29 protein-coding genes are annotated in these 17,940 nt (G+C 47.7%); all 29 read left to right on the top strand.

The annotated features are described in order from the left end of the window. The first annotated feature begins 3 nt into the window (after positions 1 to 3). Entirely contained in the window at positions 4 to 1,179 is a 1,176-nt protein-coding gene (gene tuf / locus BBC0122_RS07230) for an elongation factor Tu (RefSeq protein WP_077991855.1), read from the top strand. A 66-nt stretch (positions 1,180 to 1,245) separates the two neighbouring features. After that, positions 1,246 to 1,554 carry a 30S ribosomal protein S10 gene (gene rpsJ / locus BBC0122_RS07225; RefSeq protein ID WP_075870855.1) on the top strand — a complete coding sequence of 103 codons (309 nt, stop codon included), beginning with the start codon at positions 1,246 to 1,248 and terminating at the stop codon, positions 1,552 to 1,554. A 27-nt stretch (positions 1,555 to 1,581) separates the two neighbouring features. After that, on the top strand, positions 1,582 to 2,319 hold the full coding sequence (gene rplC / locus BBC0122_RS07220; RefSeq protein WP_077992535.1) for a 50S ribosomal protein L3: 738 nt from the start codon (positions 1,582 to 1,584) through the stop codon (positions 2,317 to 2,319). 2 nt (positions 2,320 to 2,321) lie between these two features. Continuing rightward, positions 2,322 to 2,942, top strand: coding sequence for a 50S ribosomal protein L4 (rplD, locus tag BBC0122_RS07215; protein ID WP_077992534.1), 621 nt, complete (start codon positions 2,322 to 2,324; stop codon positions 2,940 to 2,942). Beyond that, positions 2,939 to 3,232 carry a 50S ribosomal protein L23 gene (locus BBC0122_RS07210; RefSeq protein WP_077992532.1) on the top strand — a complete coding sequence of 98 codons (294 nt, stop codon included), beginning with the start codon at positions 2,939 to 2,941 and terminating at the stop codon, positions 3,230 to 3,232. Before rplD ends, BBC0122_RS07210 begins: the two co-directional genes overlap by 4 nt. A 20-nt stretch (positions 3,233 to 3,252) precedes the next feature. Next, positions 3,253 to 4,086, top strand: a complete 834-nt coding sequence (gene rplB / locus BBC0122_RS07205; protein WP_077992531.1) for a 50S ribosomal protein L2 — start codon at positions 3,253 to 3,255, stop codon at positions 4,084 to 4,086. Positions 4,087 to 4,101: 15 nt separating this feature from the next. Continuing rightward, entirely contained in the window at positions 4,102 to 4,380 is a 279-nt protein-coding gene (gene rpsS / locus BBC0122_RS07200) for a 30S ribosomal protein S19 (RefSeq protein ID WP_075870482.1), read from the top strand. Positions 4,381 to 4,382: 2 nt separating this feature from the next. Beyond that, on the top strand, positions 4,383 to 4,772 hold the full coding sequence (gene rplV, locus BBC0122_RS07195; protein WP_075870483.1) for a 50S ribosomal protein L22: 390 nt from the start codon (positions 4,383 to 4,385) through the stop codon (positions 4,770 to 4,772). Continuing rightward, positions 4,772 to 5,482, top strand: coding sequence for a 30S ribosomal protein S3 (rpsC, locus tag BBC0122_RS07190; protein WP_077992529.1), 711 nt, complete (start codon positions 4,772 to 4,774; stop codon positions 5,480 to 5,482). Before rplV ends, rpsC begins: the two co-directional genes overlap by 1 nt. A gap of 38 nt (positions 5,483 to 5,520) precedes the next feature. Then, positions 5,521 to 5,934: a 50S ribosomal protein L16 gene (rplP, locus tag BBC0122_RS07185; RefSeq protein WP_077992527.1), complete on the top strand. Its 414-nt coding sequence runs from the start codon at positions 5,521 to 5,523 to the stop codon at positions 5,932 to 5,934. 12 nt (positions 5,935 to 5,946) lie between these two features. Continuing rightward, complete coding sequence (gene rpmC / locus BBC0122_RS07180; protein WP_077992526.1) at positions 5,947 to 6,147, top strand: 50S ribosomal protein L29; 201 nt, start codon at positions 5,947 to 5,949, stop codon at positions 6,145 to 6,147. 12 nt (positions 6,148 to 6,159) lie between these two features. Beyond that, on the top strand, positions 6,160 to 6,399 hold the full coding sequence (rpsQ, locus tag BBC0122_RS07175; protein WP_077992524.1) for a 30S ribosomal protein S17: 240 nt from the start codon (positions 6,160 to 6,162) through the stop codon (positions 6,397 to 6,399). A 147-nt stretch (positions 6,400 to 6,546) separates the two neighbouring features. After that, positions 6,547 to 6,915, top strand: coding sequence for a 50S ribosomal protein L14 (gene rplN, locus BBC0122_RS07170; RefSeq protein ID WP_008039971.1), 369 nt, complete (start codon positions 6,547 to 6,549; stop codon positions 6,913 to 6,915). 12 nt (positions 6,916 to 6,927) lie between these two features. Next, on the top strand, positions 6,928 to 7,242 hold the full coding sequence (gene rplX, locus BBC0122_RS07165) for a 50S ribosomal protein L24 (RefSeq protein WP_077992523.1): 315 nt from the start codon (positions 6,928 to 6,930) through the stop codon (positions 7,240 to 7,242). Beyond that, positions 7,235 to 7,792, top strand: a complete 558-nt coding sequence (gene rplE / locus BBC0122_RS07160) for a 50S ribosomal protein L5 (protein ID WP_077992521.1) — start codon at positions 7,235 to 7,237, stop codon at positions 7,790 to 7,792. Before rplX ends, rplE begins: the two co-directional genes overlap by 8 nt. Before the next feature lie 24 nt (positions 7,793 to 7,816). Then, complete coding sequence (gene rpsN / locus BBC0122_RS07155; protein ID WP_077992517.1) at positions 7,817 to 8,122, top strand: 30S ribosomal protein S14; 306 nt, start codon at positions 7,817 to 7,819, stop codon at positions 8,120 to 8,122. 14 nt (positions 8,123 to 8,136) lie between these two features. Next, the gene (gene rpsH, locus BBC0122_RS07150) at positions 8,137 to 8,535 is read left to right on the top strand and encodes a 30S ribosomal protein S8 (RefSeq protein WP_077992515.1); all 399 of its coding nucleotides are present in this window, start codon (positions 8,137 to 8,139) and stop codon (positions 8,533 to 8,535) included. Positions 8,536 to 8,572: 37 nt separating this feature from the next. Next, complete coding sequence (gene rplF, locus BBC0122_RS07145; RefSeq protein WP_077992513.1) at positions 8,573 to 9,106, top strand: 50S ribosomal protein L6; 534 nt, start codon at positions 8,573 to 8,575, stop codon at positions 9,104 to 9,106. Between the two features lie 12 nt (positions 9,107 to 9,118). After that, positions 9,119 to 9,481, top strand: coding sequence for a 50S ribosomal protein L18 (rplR, locus tag BBC0122_RS07140; protein ID WP_077992511.1), 363 nt, complete (start codon positions 9,119 to 9,121; stop codon positions 9,479 to 9,481). Between the two features lie 101 nt (positions 9,482 to 9,582). Continuing rightward, complete coding sequence (gene rpsE / locus BBC0122_RS07135) at positions 9,583 to 10,143, top strand: 30S ribosomal protein S5 (RefSeq protein WP_077992509.1); 561 nt, start codon at positions 9,583 to 9,585, stop codon at positions 10,141 to 10,143. A 33-nt stretch (positions 10,144 to 10,176) separates the two neighbouring features. After that, a complete protein-coding gene (gene rpmD, locus BBC0122_RS07130; protein ID WP_077992507.1) occupies positions 10,177 to 10,383 on the top strand; it encodes a 50S ribosomal protein L30 in 207 nt (68 codons plus the stop codon). Between the two features lie 20 nt (positions 10,384 to 10,403). Further along, on the top strand, positions 10,404 to 10,871 hold the full coding sequence (gene rplO, locus BBC0122_RS07125) for a 50S ribosomal protein L15 (protein WP_077992505.1): 468 nt from the start codon (positions 10,404 to 10,406) through the stop codon (positions 10,869 to 10,871). Positions 10,872 to 11,099: 228 nt separating this feature from the next. Continuing rightward, the gene (secY, locus tag BBC0122_RS07120) at positions 11,100 to 12,446 is read left to right on the top strand and encodes a preprotein translocase subunit SecY (RefSeq protein ID WP_077992503.1); all 1,347 of its coding nucleotides are present in this window, start codon (positions 11,100 to 11,102) and stop codon (positions 12,444 to 12,446) included. Next, positions 12,443 to 13,021: an adenylate kinase gene (locus tag BBC0122_RS07115; protein WP_077992500.1), complete on the top strand. Its 579-nt coding sequence runs from the start codon at positions 12,443 to 12,445 to the stop codon at positions 13,019 to 13,021. The genes secY and BBC0122_RS07115 overlap by 4 nt, the downstream gene beginning before the upstream one ends. Positions 13,022 to 13,206: 185 nt before the next feature. Further along, positions 13,207 to 13,575 carry a 30S ribosomal protein S13 gene (gene rpsM, locus BBC0122_RS07110; RefSeq protein ID WP_075870498.1) on the top strand — a complete coding sequence of 123 codons (369 nt, stop codon included), beginning with the start codon at positions 13,207 to 13,209 and terminating at the stop codon, positions 13,573 to 13,575. A 129-nt stretch (positions 13,576 to 13,704) separates the two neighbouring features. After that, positions 13,705 to 14,094: a 30S ribosomal protein S11 gene (gene rpsK, locus BBC0122_RS07105; RefSeq protein WP_075870499.1), complete on the top strand. Its 390-nt coding sequence runs from the start codon at positions 13,705 to 13,707 to the stop codon at positions 14,092 to 14,094. 93 nt (positions 14,095 to 14,187) lie between these two features. Beyond that, positions 14,188 to 15,201 carry a DNA-directed RNA polymerase subunit alpha gene (locus BBC0122_RS07100; RefSeq protein WP_077992498.1) on the top strand — a complete coding sequence of 338 codons (1,014 nt, stop codon included), beginning with the start codon at positions 14,188 to 14,190 and terminating at the stop codon, positions 15,199 to 15,201. 23 nt (positions 15,202 to 15,224) lie between these two features. Continuing rightward, on the top strand, positions 15,225 to 15,650 hold the full coding sequence (gene rplQ / locus BBC0122_RS07095) for a 50S ribosomal protein L17 (protein ID WP_077992496.1): 426 nt from the start codon (positions 15,225 to 15,227) through the stop codon (positions 15,648 to 15,650). 884 nt (positions 15,651 to 16,534) lie between these two features. Then, positions 16,535 to 17,929: a DegQ family serine endoprotease gene (locus BBC0122_RS07090; protein ID WP_077992494.1), complete on the top strand. Its 1,395-nt coding sequence runs from the start codon at positions 16,535 to 16,537 to the stop codon at positions 17,927 to 17,929. Positions 17,930 to 17,940 lie beyond the last annotated feature (11 nt).

Here is a 17,940-nt window from a genome sequence, read left to right as displayed (position 1 = left end):
CAGATGGCAAAGTCCAAATATGAACGTACGAAGCCGCATGTAAATATCGGCACGATTGGTCACGTTGACCATGGTAAAACAACGTTGACGGCAGCGATTACAAAGTATTTTGGCGAGTTCAAGGCGTATGACCAGATTGATGCTGCGCCGGAAGAACGCGCTCGTGGTATCACGATTTCTACAGCACACGTAGAATACGAGACAGAGAAGCGTCACTACGCCCACGTTGATTGCCCCGGACACGCTGACTATGTCAAGAACATGATTACCGGTGCAGCCCAGATGGACGGTGCAATTCTTGTTGTTTCTGCTGCTGATGGCCCGATGCCCCAGACACGCGAACACATTCTTCTTGCCCGTCAGGTTGGTGTTCCTGCTATTGTTGTTTTCCTGAATAAAGTCGATCAGGTAGACGATGAAGAGCTGTTGGAACTGGTTGAACTTGAAGTTCGCGAACTTCTTTCAAAATATGATTTCCCCGGCGACGAGATTCCGATTGTCAAGGGTTCGGCATTGGCTGCTCTTGAAGGCACCAACAAGGAAATCGGTGAAGATGCTGTTCGTCTTTTGATGCACGAAGTTGATGAATATATCCCGACTCCGAAGCGTCCGATCGACCAGCCTTTCCTGATGCCGATTGAAGATGTGTTCTCGATTTCCGGTCGTGGTACAGTTGTGACCGGCCGTGTTGAACGCGGTATTGTCAAGGTTGGTGACGAAGTTGAAATCGTTGGTATCCGTCCGACGACAAAGACCACAGTGACCGGCGTTGAAATGTTCCGCAAGCTTCTTGATGAAGGTGAAGCAGGCGACAATATCGGTGCTCTTCTTCGTGGTATTGAACGTGAAGGTGTTGAACGTGGACAGGTATTGGCAAAGCCCGGTACTGTTACACCGCACACCAAGTTCAAGGCAGAAGCCTATATTTTGACAAAGGATGAAGGTGGTCGTCACACACCATTTTTCACCAATTACCGTCCGCAATTCTATTTCCGTACGACAGACGTTACCGGTATTGTAACATTGCCGGAAGGTACAGAAATGGTTATGCCGGGTGATAACGTTACGATGGATGTTACACTGATTGTTCCGGTTGCTATGGAAGAGAAGCTCCGCTTCGCTATCCGTGAAGGTGGCCACACAGTTGGTGCCGGTATCGTTTCCAAAATCATTGAATAATCGAATTTTAATTGTTAAGGAGCGTCTTTGTGAAAAGACGTTCCGATTGACAGGGATAAAAAGAGTATGAACGGTCAGAACATCCGCATTCGCTTAAAAGCGTTTGATCACCGGATTCTTGACGCATCGACACGTGAGATTGTGTCGACCGCCAAGCGTACTGGCGCCAATATCCGTGGACCGATTCCGCTTCCGACGCGAATCGAGAAGTTCACGGTTAATCGTGGGCCGCACATCGATAAGAAGAGCCGTGAGCAGTTTGAGATGCGCACACACAAGCGTCTTCTTGATATTGTTGATCCGACGCCGCAGACAGTGGACGCGCTTATGAAGCTCGACCTTTCTGCTGGTGTTGATGTCGAGATCAAGCTTTAAGGCTTGGGGACGGAAGGAACGAACCCGATGCGTTCAGGTGTAATAGCACAAAAGCTGGGCATGACCCGCGTCTATAATGATGCCGGTGAACATGTGCCTGTCACAGTTCTTCGTTTGGAGAACTGTCAGGTCGTTGCACAGCGTACAGTTGAGAAGAATGGCTATACTGCTGTTCAGTTAGGCGTAGGGCTTGCCAAGGTTAAGAATACCTCTCAAGCATTACGTGGTCATTTTGCAAAAGCTTCGGTAGAGCCGAAAGCAAAAATTGCAGAATTTCGTGTAAGTCCCGATAATCTTTTGGAAGTTGGGGCTGAAATTACTGCGGAACATTTTGTTCCCGGTCAATTGGTTGACGTGACTGGTACGTCGATCGGTAAAGGTTTCGCCGGTGTTATGAAACGTCATAACTTTGGTGGACATCGTGCTTCGCACGGTAACTCCATTACACACCGTGCCCATGGTTCTACAGGCCAACGCCAGGATCCGGGCAAAGTGTTTAAGGGTAAGAAAATGGCTGGACATATGGGGCAGACCAGAATAACGACTTTGAATATTGAAGTTGTGTCAACAGATGCCGATCGCGGGTTGATTCTGGTTCGTGGTGCTGTTCCGGGGTCGAAGGGTGCCTGGATTTTGGTGCGGGATGCTGTCAAGAAGAGCGTTCCTGAAAATGCGCCGAAGCCTGCCGCCTTGCGTCAGTCAAAGAATGCAAAAACAGATGCTGCTGCCCCGAAGGCGGAAGCTACAGTCGCTGAGGGAGCCTGATAATGGATCTCATCGTAACAACTCTTGACGGTAAGGATGCTGGCAAGTTGAAGGTTTCGGAAGAAGTCTTCGGTTTGGATCCTCGTGAAGATATTCTACAACGTGTTGTCCGTTGGCAGCTCGCCCGTCGTCAGCAAGGTACGCATCAAAGCCAGACACGTGCCGATGTATCGCGGACCGGTGCAAAGATGTATAAGCAGAAGGGTACTGGTCGTGCCCGTCACTCCTCTGCACGTGTTCCGCAATTCCGTGGTGGTGGTAAGGCTCATGGGCCGGTTGTTCGCAGCCACGCTCACGAATTGCCGAAGAAAGTCCGTGCTTTGGGTTTGCGTCATGCACTGTCTGCAAAAGTGAAATCGCAAGATTTGATTATTGTTGACGAATTGAACGTCAAGGAAGCCAAAACCAAGGTATTGGCGAAGGATTTTGCCAAACTCGGTTTTTCGGATGCACTGCTCATCGGTGGTAAGGAAATTGATTTGAAGTTTTCCCGTGCCGCATCGAACATTCCAAATGTTGATGTTTTGCCGGTTCAGGGGATTAACGTTTATGACATTCTGCGTCGTGGCAAACTGGTTTTGTCCAAAGCAGCCGTCGAAGCCCTTGAGGAGCGGTTCAAATGACAGATCTTCGCCACTATGATGTCGTCGTAAGTCCGGTTATTACCGAAAAATCGACGATGCTATCGGAAAATAATCAAGTCGTGTTCAAGGTTGCACCGAAGGCGACAAAATCAGAAATCAAAGCGGCTGTTGAAGCTTTGTTCGGTGTCAAAGTTACAGCAGTGAATACAACAACCCGCAAGGGTAAGGTGAAACGTTTTAAAGGCGTTGTCGGTCGACAGAGTGATGTCAAAAAAGCGATCGTGACGCTGGCTGAAGGTCAGTCAATCGACGTTTCGACTGGTCTTTAAGAGGCTCGGAGTTAGGAATAATGGCACTCAAGCACTTTAATCCGACCACGCCAGGGCAGCGTCAGCTTGTCATTGTAGATCGTTCAGGTCTTTACAAAGGCAAGCCTGTGAAAGCGCTGACCGAAGGTCTGTCGTCGAAAGGCGGTCGTAATAATCACGGTCGCGTAACTGCCCGTTATCAGGGTGGTGGTCATAAGAGAACTTATCGCTTTGTGGACTTCAAACGTTTGAAACGCGACATGCCTGCGAAAGTGGAACGTTTGGAATATGATCCGAACCGCACAGCGTTTATTGCGCTTATTCGTTATGAAGACGGTCATCTGAGCTACATTCTCGCTCCGCAACGTCTGGGCGTCGGCGACACAGTTGTTGCCGGTTTGAATGTTGACGTTAAGCCCGGTAACTCGATGCCTCTTGGCAATATGCCTGTTGGAACGATTATCCACAATGTCGAGATGAAGCCTGGTAAAGGTGGGCAGATTGCCCGTTCAGCCGGTACTTACGCCCAGCTCGTCGGTCGCGATCAGGGAATGGCTATTCTGCGTCTCAATTCGGGTGAACAGCGTCTGGTTGCCAGTGGTTGTTACGCAACGGTTGGTGCAGTTTCTAACTCGGATCATGGTAATATCAATGATGGTAAAGCGGGTCGTGCCCGTTGGCGCGGTAAACGTCCGCACGTTCGTGGTGTTGCGATGAACCCGGTAGATCACCCGCATGGTGGTGGTGAAGGCCGTACTTCTGGTGGTCGTCATCCGGTATCGCCTTGGGGCAAGCCTACAAAGGGCAAGCGTACACGCTCGAACAAAGCGACCGATAAATTCATTATGCGCTCACGTCATCAACGCAAGAAGTAAGAGAGGTAGTCTGAAGTGGCTCGTTCAGTATGGAAAGGACCGTTTGTTGACGGCTATCTTCTCAAGAAAGCTGAGAAGGTACGTGCCGGCGGTCGTAACGAGGTTATAAAAATGTGGAGCCGCCGCTCCACGATTTTGCCGCAGTTTGTTGGCCTGACCTTTGGTGTTTACAATGGAAACAAGCATGTTCCTGTTTCTGTTTCGGAAGAAATGGTCGGACATAAGTTCGGTGAGTTCGCTCCCACCCGCAGCTATTATGGTCACGGTGCGGACAAGAAAGCGAAGAGGAAGTAATAATGGGCAAAGCTAAGGCTCCGCGCCAGCTTAAAGATAATGAAGCAAAGGCAGTGGCTCGCACAATTCGTGTAAGCCCGCAGAAGCTCAATCTTGTAGCGGCAATGATTCGCGGTAAGAAAGTTAATACAGCTCTTGCAGATTTGACGTTTTCTCGTAAGCGCATTGCCGATACGGTGAAAAAGACGTTGGAATCTGCGATTGCGAACGCAGAAAACAATCACGATCTGGATGTCGATTCGCTTATCGTAGCGGAAGCTTCTGTCGGTAAATCAATTGTTATGAAGCGGTTTCATGTGCGTGGCCGTGGTCGCGCAAGCAGAATTTTGCGTCCGTTCTCTCATCTTACAATTGTTGTTCGTGAAGTGTCCGATAAAGAGGAGGCCGCATAATGGGTCAGAAGATCAATCCAATCGGGCTTCGTCTCGGTATCAATCGTACATGGGATTCTCGCTGGTATGCTGATACAGGCGAATATGGTCGGCTGTTGCATGAGGATTTGAAAATCCGCAAATATGTTATGGACGAATTGAAACAGGCTGCGATTTCGGAAGTTGTTATCGAACGTCCGCACAAGAAATGCCGTGTGACCATTCATTCGGCTCGTCCTGGCCTTATCATTGGTAAGAAGGGTGCCGACATCGAGAAGTTGCGTCGCAAATTGTCTGAAATGACACATGCCGATACGGCTTTGAACATTGTCGAAGTCCGTAAGCCGGAAATTGATGCCGAATTGATTGCCCAGTCGATTGCACAACAATTGGAACGCCGTGTGGCTTTCCGTCGTGCTATGAAGCGTGCTGTCCAGTCAGCTATGCGTCTTGGTGCCGAAGGTATCCGTATCAATTGTGGTGGTCGTTTGGGCGGTGCTGAAATTGCCCGTATGGAATGGTATCGTGAAGGACGTGTTCCGCTTCATACCTTGCGTGCGGATATTGATTACGGTACAGCCGAAGCCAATACTGCCTATGGTATTTGCGGTGTGAAGGTCTGGGTATTCAAGGGTGAAATTCTTGAGCATGACCCGATGGCTTCCGAACGCCGTGCTATGGAAGGCGATAATCAAGGTTCAAACACGAACCGCCGTCGTGAAAACGCCTGATTTTTAGACGGGCAAAACAGGATTTGGAGTAGAGAACAATGTTGCAGCCAAAGCGCACAAAGTTCCGTAAGCAGTTTAAAGGCCGTATTCATGGCGTTTCTAAAGGCGGTACGGAACTTAATTTTGGTGCTTACGGCCTTAAGGCCATGGAGCCCGAACGTGTTACTGCACGTCAGATCGAGGCGGCTCGTCGTGCTATCACACGTCAGATGAAGCGTGCCGGTCGTGTGTGGATTCGCGTTTTTCCGGATGTTCCGGTATCATCGAAGCCTACCGAAGTCCGTATGGGTAAAGGTAAAGGCGCAGTAGAATATTGGGCAACACGTGTTGCACCAGGACGTATCATGTTTGAGCTTGACGGCGTACCTGAAGATGTGGCACGGGAAGCGTTACGATTGGGTGCATCAAAGCTTCCGATTAAAACACGTTTTGTCCAGCGTATAGCTGAATAAAGGGACTAAGCGATGAAAGCCGCAGAAGTACGGGCTCAGACGCTCGATCAGATGAATGATGAGTTGGCCAAGCTGAAGAAAGAGCAGTTCAATCTGCGTTTCCAGAAAGCAACCGGTCAGTTGGAAAAAACAGCGCGCGTTAAACAGGTTCGCCGTGATATCGCACGCATAAAAACAATCGCCCGCCAGAAGGCGGCCGAAAGCAAGGCTTAAGGAAGTTAAGACATGCCTAAACGCATTCTGCAAGGCGTTGTCGTCAGCGATAAGAACGACAAGACTGTTGTAGTCAAAGTAGAGCGGCGCTATTCGCATCCGCTGTTACAGAAGACTGTCAGCCAGTCGAAGAAGTACAAAGCGCATGACGAAAACAACGAGTTCAAAGTTGGTGACGAGGTTTTTATTCAGGAATCCAAGCCAATTTCCAAAGATAAACGCTGGGTCGTTGTAAAAGACGGCGCTGCTTAATCAATCGGATTTTTTACAGACAGAAGGTTGGGTATTTTTGTGCCCAACATTTTGTTTTGAAAAAAAGTCTTAATCATAATTTGACAGGCAAGTCCGAATGTGTCAAATGCACTGCCGGACGTAAACATTAAGAGAAGGCGGCCAGTCATGATTCAGATGCAAACAAACCTCGACGTCGCGGATAATTCCGGCGCCCGTCGTGTCATGTGCATCAAGGTGCTGGGCGGCTCGAAACGGAAATATGCTTCTGTCGGCGACATTATTGTTGTCTCGGTCAAAGAAGCTATCCCTCGTGGCCGCGTAAAAAAAGGTGATGTGATGAAAGCCGTGGTAGTACGTACTGCCAAGGATATTCGTCGCGCAGATGGTAGTGTTATTCGTTTTGATAAAAACGCTGCTGTTTTGGTTGATAATAAGAAAGAGCCGATCGGTACTCGTATCTTCGGACCGGTTCCCCGTGAACTTCGCGGTAAGAATCACATGAAGATTATTTCGCTCGCGCCAGAAGTTTTATAGGGAGCCGTTGCGATGAATAAAATTCGTAAAGGCGATAAAGTCGTCATCCTTTCCGGTAAGGATAAAGGGCGTAACGGTGAAGTAATCAAGGTTAATCCTGAAGAAAATACTGCCATTGTTCGCGGTATCAATATGGTCAAGCGCCACCAGCGTCAGACCCAAACTCAGGAAGCCGGTATTATTTCCAAAGAAGCTCCACTTCATATTTCAAAATTGGCTATTGCTGATCCTAAGGACGGAAAGCCTACACGTGTCGGCTTTCGTATCGAAGAAGGCGGCAAGAAGGTTCGCGTTGCCAAGCGTTCGGGAGATCTGATCGATGGCTGATAAGATTCAAGCGCCGCGTTTGAAAACGCATTATGTCGAAGTTGTTCGCAAAGCCCTGCAAGAAAAGTTCAAATACGAAAACAGCATGCAGGTTCCTTGTGTCGAGAAAGTTGTTCTCAACATGGGTGTTGGCGAAGCAACGGCGGATTCCAAGAAACCTGCCAGAGCAGCCGAGGATTTGAGCCTTATTGCCGGGCAGAAAGCTATTGTTACACATGCACGTAATTCTGTTGCGACGTTTAAAGTTCGCGAAGGAATGCCTCTCGGAGCAAAAGTAACATTGCGTAGAGACCGTATGTACGAATTTCTGGATCGTCTGGTAACGATTGCTTTGCCACGCGTTCGCGATTTTCGTGGTCTTAATCCTAAAAGTTTTGACGGTCGTGGCAATTTTGCCATGGGTATCAAAGAACACATTGTGTTCCCGGAAATTAACTACGATCAGGTAGATCAGATCTGGGGTATGGATATCATCGTTTGTACGACAGCGAAAACGGATGATGAAGCACGTGAATTGTTGCGTGGTTTCAATTTTCCGTTCCGTGCGTAACGGCAAGCGTAGCGAGGTAAAATTATGGCCAAAACAAGTGCCGTTGAGAAGAACAATCATCGTCGTGCGATGGTTAAGCAATATGCCGCACGTCGTGCGCGTCTGAAAGCAATTATAATGGATCAGAAGGTTCCGCTTGAAGAGCGGTTCCGTGCATCTATTCAACTTGCAGAGTTGCCTCGTAACTCTGCAAAGGTTCGTATTCGCAACCGCTGTGAAGTAACCGGTCGTCCGCGTGGTTATTATCGCAAGCTTAAAATGTCGCGTATTGCATTGCGTGATCTTGGTTCGTTCGGTCATATTCCGGGCGTTGTCAAATCGAGCTGGTAAGAGGAGTTTTGTAAATGTCTATGTCAGATCCTCTTGGAGATATGCTTACCCGCATTCGTAATGCGCTCGGACGTAAAAAAACCAGAGTTTCGACTCCTGCGTCCCGGTTGCGTGCGCGTGTTCTCGACGTTCTTCAGACAGAAGGTTATATCCGCGGATATAGCCAGATCGATTTCGAGAACGGAAAATCGGAACTTGAAATTGAATTGAAATATTTCGATGGTGCACCGGTTATTCGGGAAATTTCCCGTGTTTCAAAACCGGGTCGCCGCGTTTATGTTTCAGTGAAGTCTATTCCACAAGTTGCAAACGGTCTCGGCATTTCGATCCTTTCAACGCCGAAAGGTGTGATGGCCGATCACGAGGCTCGTGAGCAGAATGTTGGTGGGGAGCTTCTTTGCCGCATCTTCTAATGGATGTCGGAGAAAGCTAGAAAGATAGGTTATAACAATGTCACGTATTGGAAAAAAACCGATTCATGTCCCGGCTGGCATTACTGCTTCAGTTGACGGGCAGGCGATCAAGGTCAAGGGGCCAAAGGGAGAGTTGAGTTTTGTCGCTGATGATGAAGTTCATCTCAAATTGGAAGATAATGTGGTTCATGTCACGCCACGTGACCAAACCAAGGAAGCACGTTCTAAATGGGGCATGTCCCGTTCGATGATTGAAAATATCATTGAAGGTGTTAAGAGCGGCTTCGAGAAAAAGCTTGAAATAAACGGTGTCGGTTATCGTGCTGCGATGCAAGGCAAGAATGTTCAGCTTTCTTTGGGTTTTAGTCATGATGTGGTTTATCATGTTCCTGAAGGCATTACAGTTGCCGTGCCCAAGCCTACTGAAATTCTGGTTTCAGGTATTGATAAGCAGAAAGTAGGGCAGGTTGCTGCGGAAATTCGCGAATATCGCGGACCAGAACCTTATAAAGGTAAGGGTGTCAAATATGCGAATGAGCGTATTGTTCGCAAAGAAGGCAAGAAGAAATAAGGAACTTGGGTCATGGCTTCGCCTAAAGAAATACTTCAGCGCCGCGCACAGCGCGTTCGCCGGCAAGTTAAAGCAGTCGCTAACGGCCGCTTGAGATTGAGCGTTCATCGCTCGAATATGAATATCTATGTTCAGATCATTGATGATCTTCACAGTCGTACAGTCGCATCGGCTTCAACTTTGGATAAGGAACTTCGTTCCTCGCTTAAAGGTGGTGCCAATGTGGAAGCTGCAACAGCAGTTGGCAAGCTTATTGCGGAACGGGCAAAAGCTGCCGGTGTCAAGGACGTGGTGTTTGATCGTGGTGCCTATATTTATCACGGTCGTATCAAGGCTCTTGCCGATGCAGCCCGCGAAGGTGGTTTGAGCTTCTAAAATTGTCGGCCCGGATTTTTCGGGCCTCTCGCCCAGGAATTCCTCTTTTTGGAGGGATTCTTTTTTGATAAGTGCTTCCGGAAAAGAAAAAGGAATTAGGAATGGCACAAAAAGAACGTAACAATCGTGATGAGCGTCATGAGGAACGTGATAGCGAGTTTGTTGACAGACTCGTTCATATTAATCGCGTCGCCAAAGTTGTAAAGGGTGGTCGTCGCTTCGGCTTTGCTGCTCTTGTTGTTGTTGGTGACCAGAAGGGTCGTGTCGGTTTCGGTCACGGCAAAGCTCGCGAAGTGCCTGAAGCAATTCGTAAAGCGACAGAAGCAGCCAAGCATGAAATGATTTATGTACCGCTGCGTTCGGGACGTACACTTCATCATGATGTTGAAGGGCGTCACGGTGCCGGACGTGTATTGTTGAGATCGGCTGCTGCCGGTACCGGTATCATTGCCGGTGGTCCGATGCGTGCTGTTTTTGAAACACTCGGTATGCAGGATGTTGTTGCAAAATCGCTCGGTTCATCGAACCCTTACAACATGATTCGCGCGACATTCGATGCGTTGAAACGTCAGGTTCATCCGAAGGATATTGCTGCCCAGCGCGGCATTAAATATTCGACGTTGCAGGCCCGTCGTCAAAGCTTGATCGGCAATGAAGAGTAATTCGTGGAACTTGCGATATAGAGGAATTTGAAAATGGTTGGGAAAAAAACCCATAATGGCAAAAAGGTTACTGTCGAGCAAATCGGCAGCCCGATTCGTCGTCCGCAAGTTCAACGTGCCACGTTGAAGGGGCTTGGACTTAACAAAATGCATCGCCGCAGCACATTGAACGATACCCCGGCTGTGCGTGGTATGATTGCAAAAGTAGAGCATCTCGTCCGCGTTGTGGATGAAGGCTGAGGATTGTAGGAGTAAAGAACATGAAACTCAATCAACTGCGCGATCAAGAAGGCGCTACAAAGAATCGCAAAAGAGTAGGACGCGGCATCGGTTCGGGAATGGGTAAGACTGCCGGACGCGGTGTTAAAGGCCAGAAAGCACGTTCAGGTGTGGCTATTAACGGTTTTGAAGGCGGGCAAATGCCTGTTTACCGTCGCCTGCCGAAACGCGGTTTTAACAATATTTTTGCAAAAAGCTTCAATGAAGTATCGGTTGGCCGTATTCAGGCTGCTATCGACGCTGGCAAATTGGATGCCGCAAAGCCGGTAGATGGTGCAGCGTTGAAAGCTGCCGGCATTATCCGTCGCGAAAAAGATGGCATTCGGCTTCTCTCGGATGGTGAATTGAAAGCCAAAGTGACATTTGACATTGCCGGCGCTTCCAAAGCCGCGATTGAAAAAGTTAACAAGGCTGGTGGCGTTGTTAATCTTCGTGACTCTGCCGAATAATTCATTCGCTTGAACAGTTCTGGTCTGGTGTGACGTGATAAACGTTCATTCCAGACCTTTTTTTATGAATTATTTCATGTTGCAAAAACTATTTTTATCAGGCAAAACGGCCTTGAGTTAAAATAGCTTTAACAGGCGTTGTTTCTCTTTGCGTTTTTTTGCGCAGGGGGGTAAAGCATGTGTTGATTTTCACGGTATCTTGCCGTGAATTAAAACCGGAGAGATTTTATGGCATCTGCCGCAGAACAACTGGCTTCCAATCTTAATTTTGGCGCATTTTCGCGCGCTACCGAACTGAAGAAACGTATCTGGTTTACTTTGGGTGCATTGCTTGTCTATCGTTTCGGTACTTACATTCCTATGCCGGGAATCGATGTTAATGCATTAAGACAGACATTTGCCCAGCACGCATCCGGCGTTTTGGGTCTATTCAATATGTTTGCCGGTGGTGCTGTCGGGCGTATGGCGATTTTTGCACTCGGCATTATGCCATATATTTCAGCCTCGATCATCGTGCAGTTGATGACTTCCGTGATCCCTTCGCTTGAAGCTTTGAAGAAGGAAGGCGAGACGGGGCGAAAGATTATTAATCAATATACCCGTTATGGAACTGTTTTTCTGGCGTTGATCCAGGCTTATGGTATTGCGATTGCTCTTGAGAGCGGAATGGGAACGGGTCTGCAGATTGTGACCGAACCCGGAATGATGTTCAGAATCAGTGCTGTTATTACGCTGACCGGCGGCACGATCTTTTTGATGTGGCTGGGCGAGCAGATCACCTCTCGCGGAATTGGTAACGGTATATCGCTCATTATTTTTGCAGGTATTGTTGCAAATCTTCCCTCGGCGATTGCGCAGCTTTTGACAGCTCATGCGCAAGCCGATCTTTCAACATTCATGTTGCTTCTTATTATTGTTATTTGTATTGCGGTTATTGCTGTTATCGTTTTTGTGGAACGGGCTCAACGCCGGATAATCATTCAATATCCCAATCGTCAGATGGGTAACCGGATGTTTAAAGGCGATACATCGAATTTGCCGTTGAAGCTTAACACTGCCGGTGTCATTCCTCCCATTTTTGCGTCGTCACTTTTGATGCTGCCGGCAACGATAAATAATTTTTCGCAAAACATGCCTCATTGGCTGCAAACGATTTCGTTTTCGTTAAGCCATGGGCAGCCGCTTTATATGGTGGTTTATGCGGGGCTTATGGCATTTTTCTGTTTCTTTTACACGGCCATTGTTTTCAATCCGAAAGACACAGCCGACCAGTTGAAAAAACATTCAGGCTTTATTCCCGGAATAAGACCTGGCGAACGGACAGCGCAATATATTGATTATGTGCTTACACGCATTACCGTTGTAGGGGCTATCTATATTATTCTAGTTTGCCTGTTGCCGGAATTTTTAATGTCGACCTTGCATGTTCCGTTCTATCTTGGTGGTACGTCGCTTTTGATCGTTGTGACTGTTACACTTGATACAATTGCACAAATTCAGGGGCATCTCGTCGCTCACCAATATGAAGGCTTGCTTAAGAAATCAAAACTCAGAAGCGGGAAAAGAAATAGATGAAACTGATCTTTTTAGGACCGCCCGGTGCCGGTAAGGGTACTCAGGCAAAGATTTTGACCGAAAAATACGGTATACCGCAACTATCAACAGGTGACATGTTGCGTGCGGCTGTTGCTGCCGGAACAGAAGTCGGTAAACGTGCAAAGTCGATTATGGATGCCGGTGGGCTGGTTTCCGACGAGATTGTGAACCAGATTGTTTCGGAGCGGATTGACGAGCCGGACTGTTCAAAAGGCTTTATCCTTGACGGGTATCCGAGAACAGTAGGGCAGGCAGAGGCTTTGCAGGAAATTCTGAATAGCAAACATACGAAACTGGACGCAGTGATCGAACTTGTTGTTGATCGGAATGCACTTGTTGATCGTATGAAGACGCGCGTTGCAGAAACCATTGCCGCAGGTGGCAAGGTGCGCTCCGATGATAATCCGGAAGCATTTGCGAAGCGGCTTGTAGAATATAGTGATAAAACTGCTCCCTTGTCGCAGTTTTATGAAAAAACCGGACTGTTGAAGAAAATTGATGGTATGGCTTCTGTCAAGGATGTCACACTTGCAATCGAAAAAGCACTTCACTGATAACAGTCTGTCATATAAGTGAAAGAGGAGTTGACTTTTCCGGCGAAATCCGTCAAAGACAGCACAATTTCATTTTTTTGAGAGATGATTGGAATCGGCATTGTGTGCGGTTCTGGTCGTTTTGTGCTTTAGTTCAGTATTGACTAAAGTGCAAATGGTTGAAATTTAATTTAAGGAGAACAGGCGTGGCTCGTATTGCTGGCGTCAACATCCCGACGAATAAGCGCGTTATTATCGCTCTTCAGTACATTCACGGGATTGGACCGAAATTTGCTAAAGAAATCGTTGATAAAGTCGGTATTCCTGCTGAGCGCCGTGTGAGTGAACTTTCGGATGCTGAAGTTCTTCAAATCCGTGAAGCTATCGATCACGATTATCAGGTGGAAGGTGACCTTCGCCGCGAAGTTTCGATGAATATCAAGCGTCTCATGGATCTTGGTTGCTATCGTGGTTTGCGTCATCGTCGTTCGTTGCCGGTTCGCGGTCAACGTACACATACCAATGCGCGTACCCGCAAAGGCCCGGCACGGGCTATTGCCGGTAAGAAGAAATAATAGATAAAATAATTTTTGCCCCAATCAGCGTCATAGAACGAATAATAGTTTCTTTTATTATGTTGGTCGGGGTCAATAAGGTGTAGCCGCTGGAAATACGGCGGTGCAGAGATCAGTGAAAGGAAAATTATGGCCAAAGAGCCTACGCGTATTCGCCGTCGCGAACGTAAAAATATTTCGTCGGGCGTTGCCCATGTCAATTCGACATTCAATAACACGCTCATAACAATTACCGATGCCCAAGGAAATACGATTTCCTGGTCGTCTGCCGGTGCACAGGGCTTTAAAGGCTCGCGTAAATCGACACCTTTTGCCGCTCAGGTAGCAGCAGAAGATTGTGCAAAAAAGGCGCAAGATCACGGTATGCGGTCTCTTGAAGTGGAAGTTTGTGGACCGGGTTCCGGTCGTGAATCAGCTTTGAGAGCACTTCAGGCTGCAGGTTTTATTATTACATCTATTCGTGATGTGACACCCATTCCGCATAATGGTTGCCGTCCGCGTAAGAAACGCCGCGTTTAATCCGGTTGTTTTTCGGTGTCAGAGCTTGTCTCTGGCGTTCAAGCTGGCCGTCACGGCTGAATGGTGACGGAAGTAAAGGACAGGAATAGGAATATGATCCAGAAAAACTGGCAGGAACTGATTAAGCCTAATAAAGTCGAGTTTCAGACGCAGGGTGGTTCTAACAAAGCTGTTGTGATCGCCGAGCCGCTGGAGCGTGGTTTTGGTTTGACATTAGGTAACGCTTTACGGCGTGTATTACTGTCTTCTTTGCGCGGAGCGGCAATTACTGCTGTGCAGATTGATGGTGTGTTGCACGAATTTTCGTCGATACCCGGTGTGCGGGAAGACGTTACAGATATTATTCTGAATATCAAGGAAATCGCCATCCGCATGGAAGGCGAAGGTCCGAAACGGATGGTTGTTCGCAAAGAAGGTCCGGGTGTTGTCACAGCAGGCGATATCCAGACAGTCGGCGATGTCGAGATTCTCAATCCGGAACATGTGATTTGCACGCTCGATCAGGGTGCCGAGATCAGAATGGAATTTACGGTCAACACCGGTAAGGGCTACGTTCCTGCCGATCGCAATCGTAATGAAGATGCTCCAATCGGGCTTATTCCCGTTGATAGCCTCTATTCTCCCATTCGCAAAGTTTCGTACAAGATCGAGAACACACGCGAAGGTCAAGTTCTCGACTACGACAAGTTGATCCTGACTGTCGAGACGAACGGTGCGGTTAGTGCAGAAGACGCTGTAGCTTTTGCTGCCCGTATCCTGCAAGACCAGCTTTCTGTATTCGTCAATTTTGAAGAACCGCAGAAAGAAGCTCCGCAAGAGCAGGTTTCCGAGCTTGCATTCAACCCCGCATTGCTCAAGAAAGTGGATGAACTGGAGCTTTCGGTTCGTTCGGCCAATTGTCTTAAAAACGACAATATCGTTTATATTGGTGACCTTATCCAGAAAACGGAAGCAGAAATGCTGAGTACGCCGAATTTTGGTCGTAAGTCACTTAATGAAATCAAGGAAGTTCTCGCGTCAATGGGGCTTCATCTTGGTATGGAAATCCCCGCTTGGCCGCCAGAGAATATCGACGACCTTGCAAAACGTTATGAAGATCAATACTGAGTTAGAAATTAAGGAGAAGGCTCATGCGCCATGGTAAATCAGGCCGCAAGCTGAACCGCACTGCTAGTCACCGTAAGGCGATGTTTGCCAATATGGCAACGTCACTGATCGAGCATGAGCAGATCGTGACGACGCTTCCAAAGGCAAAAGAAATCCGCCCGATTGTCGAGAAATTGGTAACATTAGGCAAACGTGGAGGTCTCCATGCTCGCCGTCAAGCCATTTCGGCAATTCGCGATGCAAAGCAGGTAGCAAAGCTTTTTGATACTTTGGCTCCCCGTTACGCAAATCGCAATGGTGGTTACCTTCGTATTATGAAAGCAGGGTTCCGTCAGGGCGATAATGCTCCGTTGGCCGTCGTCGAATTTGTAGAACGCGACGTAAATGCCAAAGGTGCGGCTGACAAAGCACGTGTTGAAGCTGCTGCCAAGGAAACAGAAGCAGCTTGATTGGCTATCATTTGAAAAATGATTGATAATTAAAAGAAACCCGCTGTCAAAGCGGGTTTTTTGTTTTTCCGCTTTTATGCGTTGAAAGCGGAATTTTCGTGTTTTGGTTTGATTGCGGTTGCCGCGTTTTTTCATTGGAATGATTTGGCATTTTATGATTTTTGTTGATGACAGTGTGGGGGATTGTTGCCCGGCAAACGAGATCGCACTTGGTTGCCTAACAGCCGCAGTGCAGAAAGTTGGCGTTACATTGTGTTGATTGAAATCGGGGCATAAGCCTGCTTCATGATTGAAGAAGCGACACGCATTGATGCAGCCATTTATAATCGTTTGCAGATGAATGGCGTTCTATTTACAAAACGCCTGCTGGTTGAATTTCAATGTCCATTAATATTTGCATGAAATCCGGTTCAGCGCGCCACGTGTTTTAATGTTGTTTTCTCCCTCCCTCTTATCAATATGATCGTTTGGAGAGAGAAAGAAGGGATCGGCATCGGGCAGGGTGAGGATGATATGAAACAGATGATAATCGGCTGAATTAAAGCTCCCGAAGATCAATGTTGAATTACTCTCGATGTCACGCAAGCTTTACATATGTTATGCGAAGTTTTCATAACTGTCGGATGGGCTGAAAAGGTGTGCAGCGGGGGGCTGTGAAGCAATTGATCGTAAAATCATACGGATTTACGTGTGCATCGAGACGTGCAACTGCTGACAGACAGAATAATAAAGTCCATTCAATTTCGTTCTTTTGACAAAATCATAAATAAAATGCGAATCTGTTAAAGGCTGTCGAATAAGGGGCGTTTCTTTTGATGAAACGCTTATAGATTGAAAACTGCCCGAACTGTTACAGGAATAAAGTCATTTGTAAGGAAACAAGAATGAAAACGACTTTCAAGGCCATTGTTCTCTTCAGCTTATTGACAGCCTTTCTACCTCAAGCCGGTCTTGCAGAAGTTCCGCAGTCGCAAGCAGAGATCAAATTGAGTTTCGCGCCTCTGGTTAAAAAGACCGTGCCATCGGTTGTGAATGTCTATGCTGCAAGAATCGTTCGTGCGCGGTCACCTTTTGCCAATGATCCGTTTTTTGAACAGTTTTTCGGACAATCGTTCAAAAATGCACCCTCGCGCAAACAATCTTCTCTGGGGTCGGGCGTGATAGTCGATGAGAGCGGTCTGATTGTCACGAACTATCATGTTATTCGTGATGCTGACGAAATCAAGGTTGCTTTGTCGGATGGCCGCGAATTTGAAAGTAAAGTTATGCTTAAAGATGAAGCGACCGATATAGCTGTCCTGAAAATTACGCCCAAGGGCGCACCTTTTCCGGTATTGCCGCTCGGTGATTCAGATGCGGTCGAGGTCGGCGATCTCGTTTTGGCGATCGGCGACCCCTTTGGCGTCGGGCAAACTGTTACAAGCGGCATCGTATCGGCGCAGGCACGCACCCGCGTGGGAATATCCGATTTCGACTTTTTCATCCAGACAGATGCTCCGATCAATCCCGGTAATTCGGGCGGCGCGCTTATTGATATGAAAGGCGAGCTGATTGGCATCAATACGGCCATCTATTCCCAATCGGGAGGGTCGGTCGGGATTGGCTTTGCAATTCCGGCAAATCTTGTAAAAACCGTTCTTGATGCGGTAAAAAGAGGCGAGCAGACATTTGAACCTCCCTATATCGGTGCTTCTTTTCAAAATGTAACGGCAGATGTTGCCGAAGGTTTGGGAATGGCTCAACCTTATGGCGCCATTATTATTGATGTTGCAAAGGGAAGCCCTGCTGAAAAAGCCGGTCTTAAAATCGGTGATGTTATTTTGAAGGCACAAAATGTGCGTGTTGATAATCCGGACAGCCTTGGTTACCGTCTGATGACAACGGGAATCGGTCATACGCTCGATATTGAGTATCTGAGAAATGGCGCGACCGGAAAGACCTCTATTTCTCTCACTTCGGTTCCCGAAAACGAGGTTTCACGTCCGGAAAAATTGACAGGAAATACTCCTTTTACCGGTGCCGAAGTTATGAATTTGACGCCAATGAATGCACGCCGGTTTCATGTAGCACCAGATGCGGCAGGTGTTGTAATCAATAATGTCGACGATAATAGCAATGCCGCCGGTCTCTTTCAGCGCGGAGACATTATCCATGGTCTCAATGGCAAGGAAGTCAAGACAGTTGCCGATTTGAAAAAAATTCTTTCAGGCGGTCAACCGCGTATCTGGCAGCTTGAATATGAACGGAACGGCATGTTGGTTCGGCAATTCGTACGTTGAGGTATTTTTTT

The sequence above is a fragment of the Ditibartonella choladocola genome, assembly GCF_002007565.1.
In the GTDB taxonomy this organism is placed as follows: domain Bacteria; phylum Pseudomonadota; class Alphaproteobacteria; order Rhizobiales; family Rhizobiaceae; genus Bartonella; species Bartonella choladocola.
This window is presented reverse-complemented; position numbering and strand designations above follow the sequence as displayed.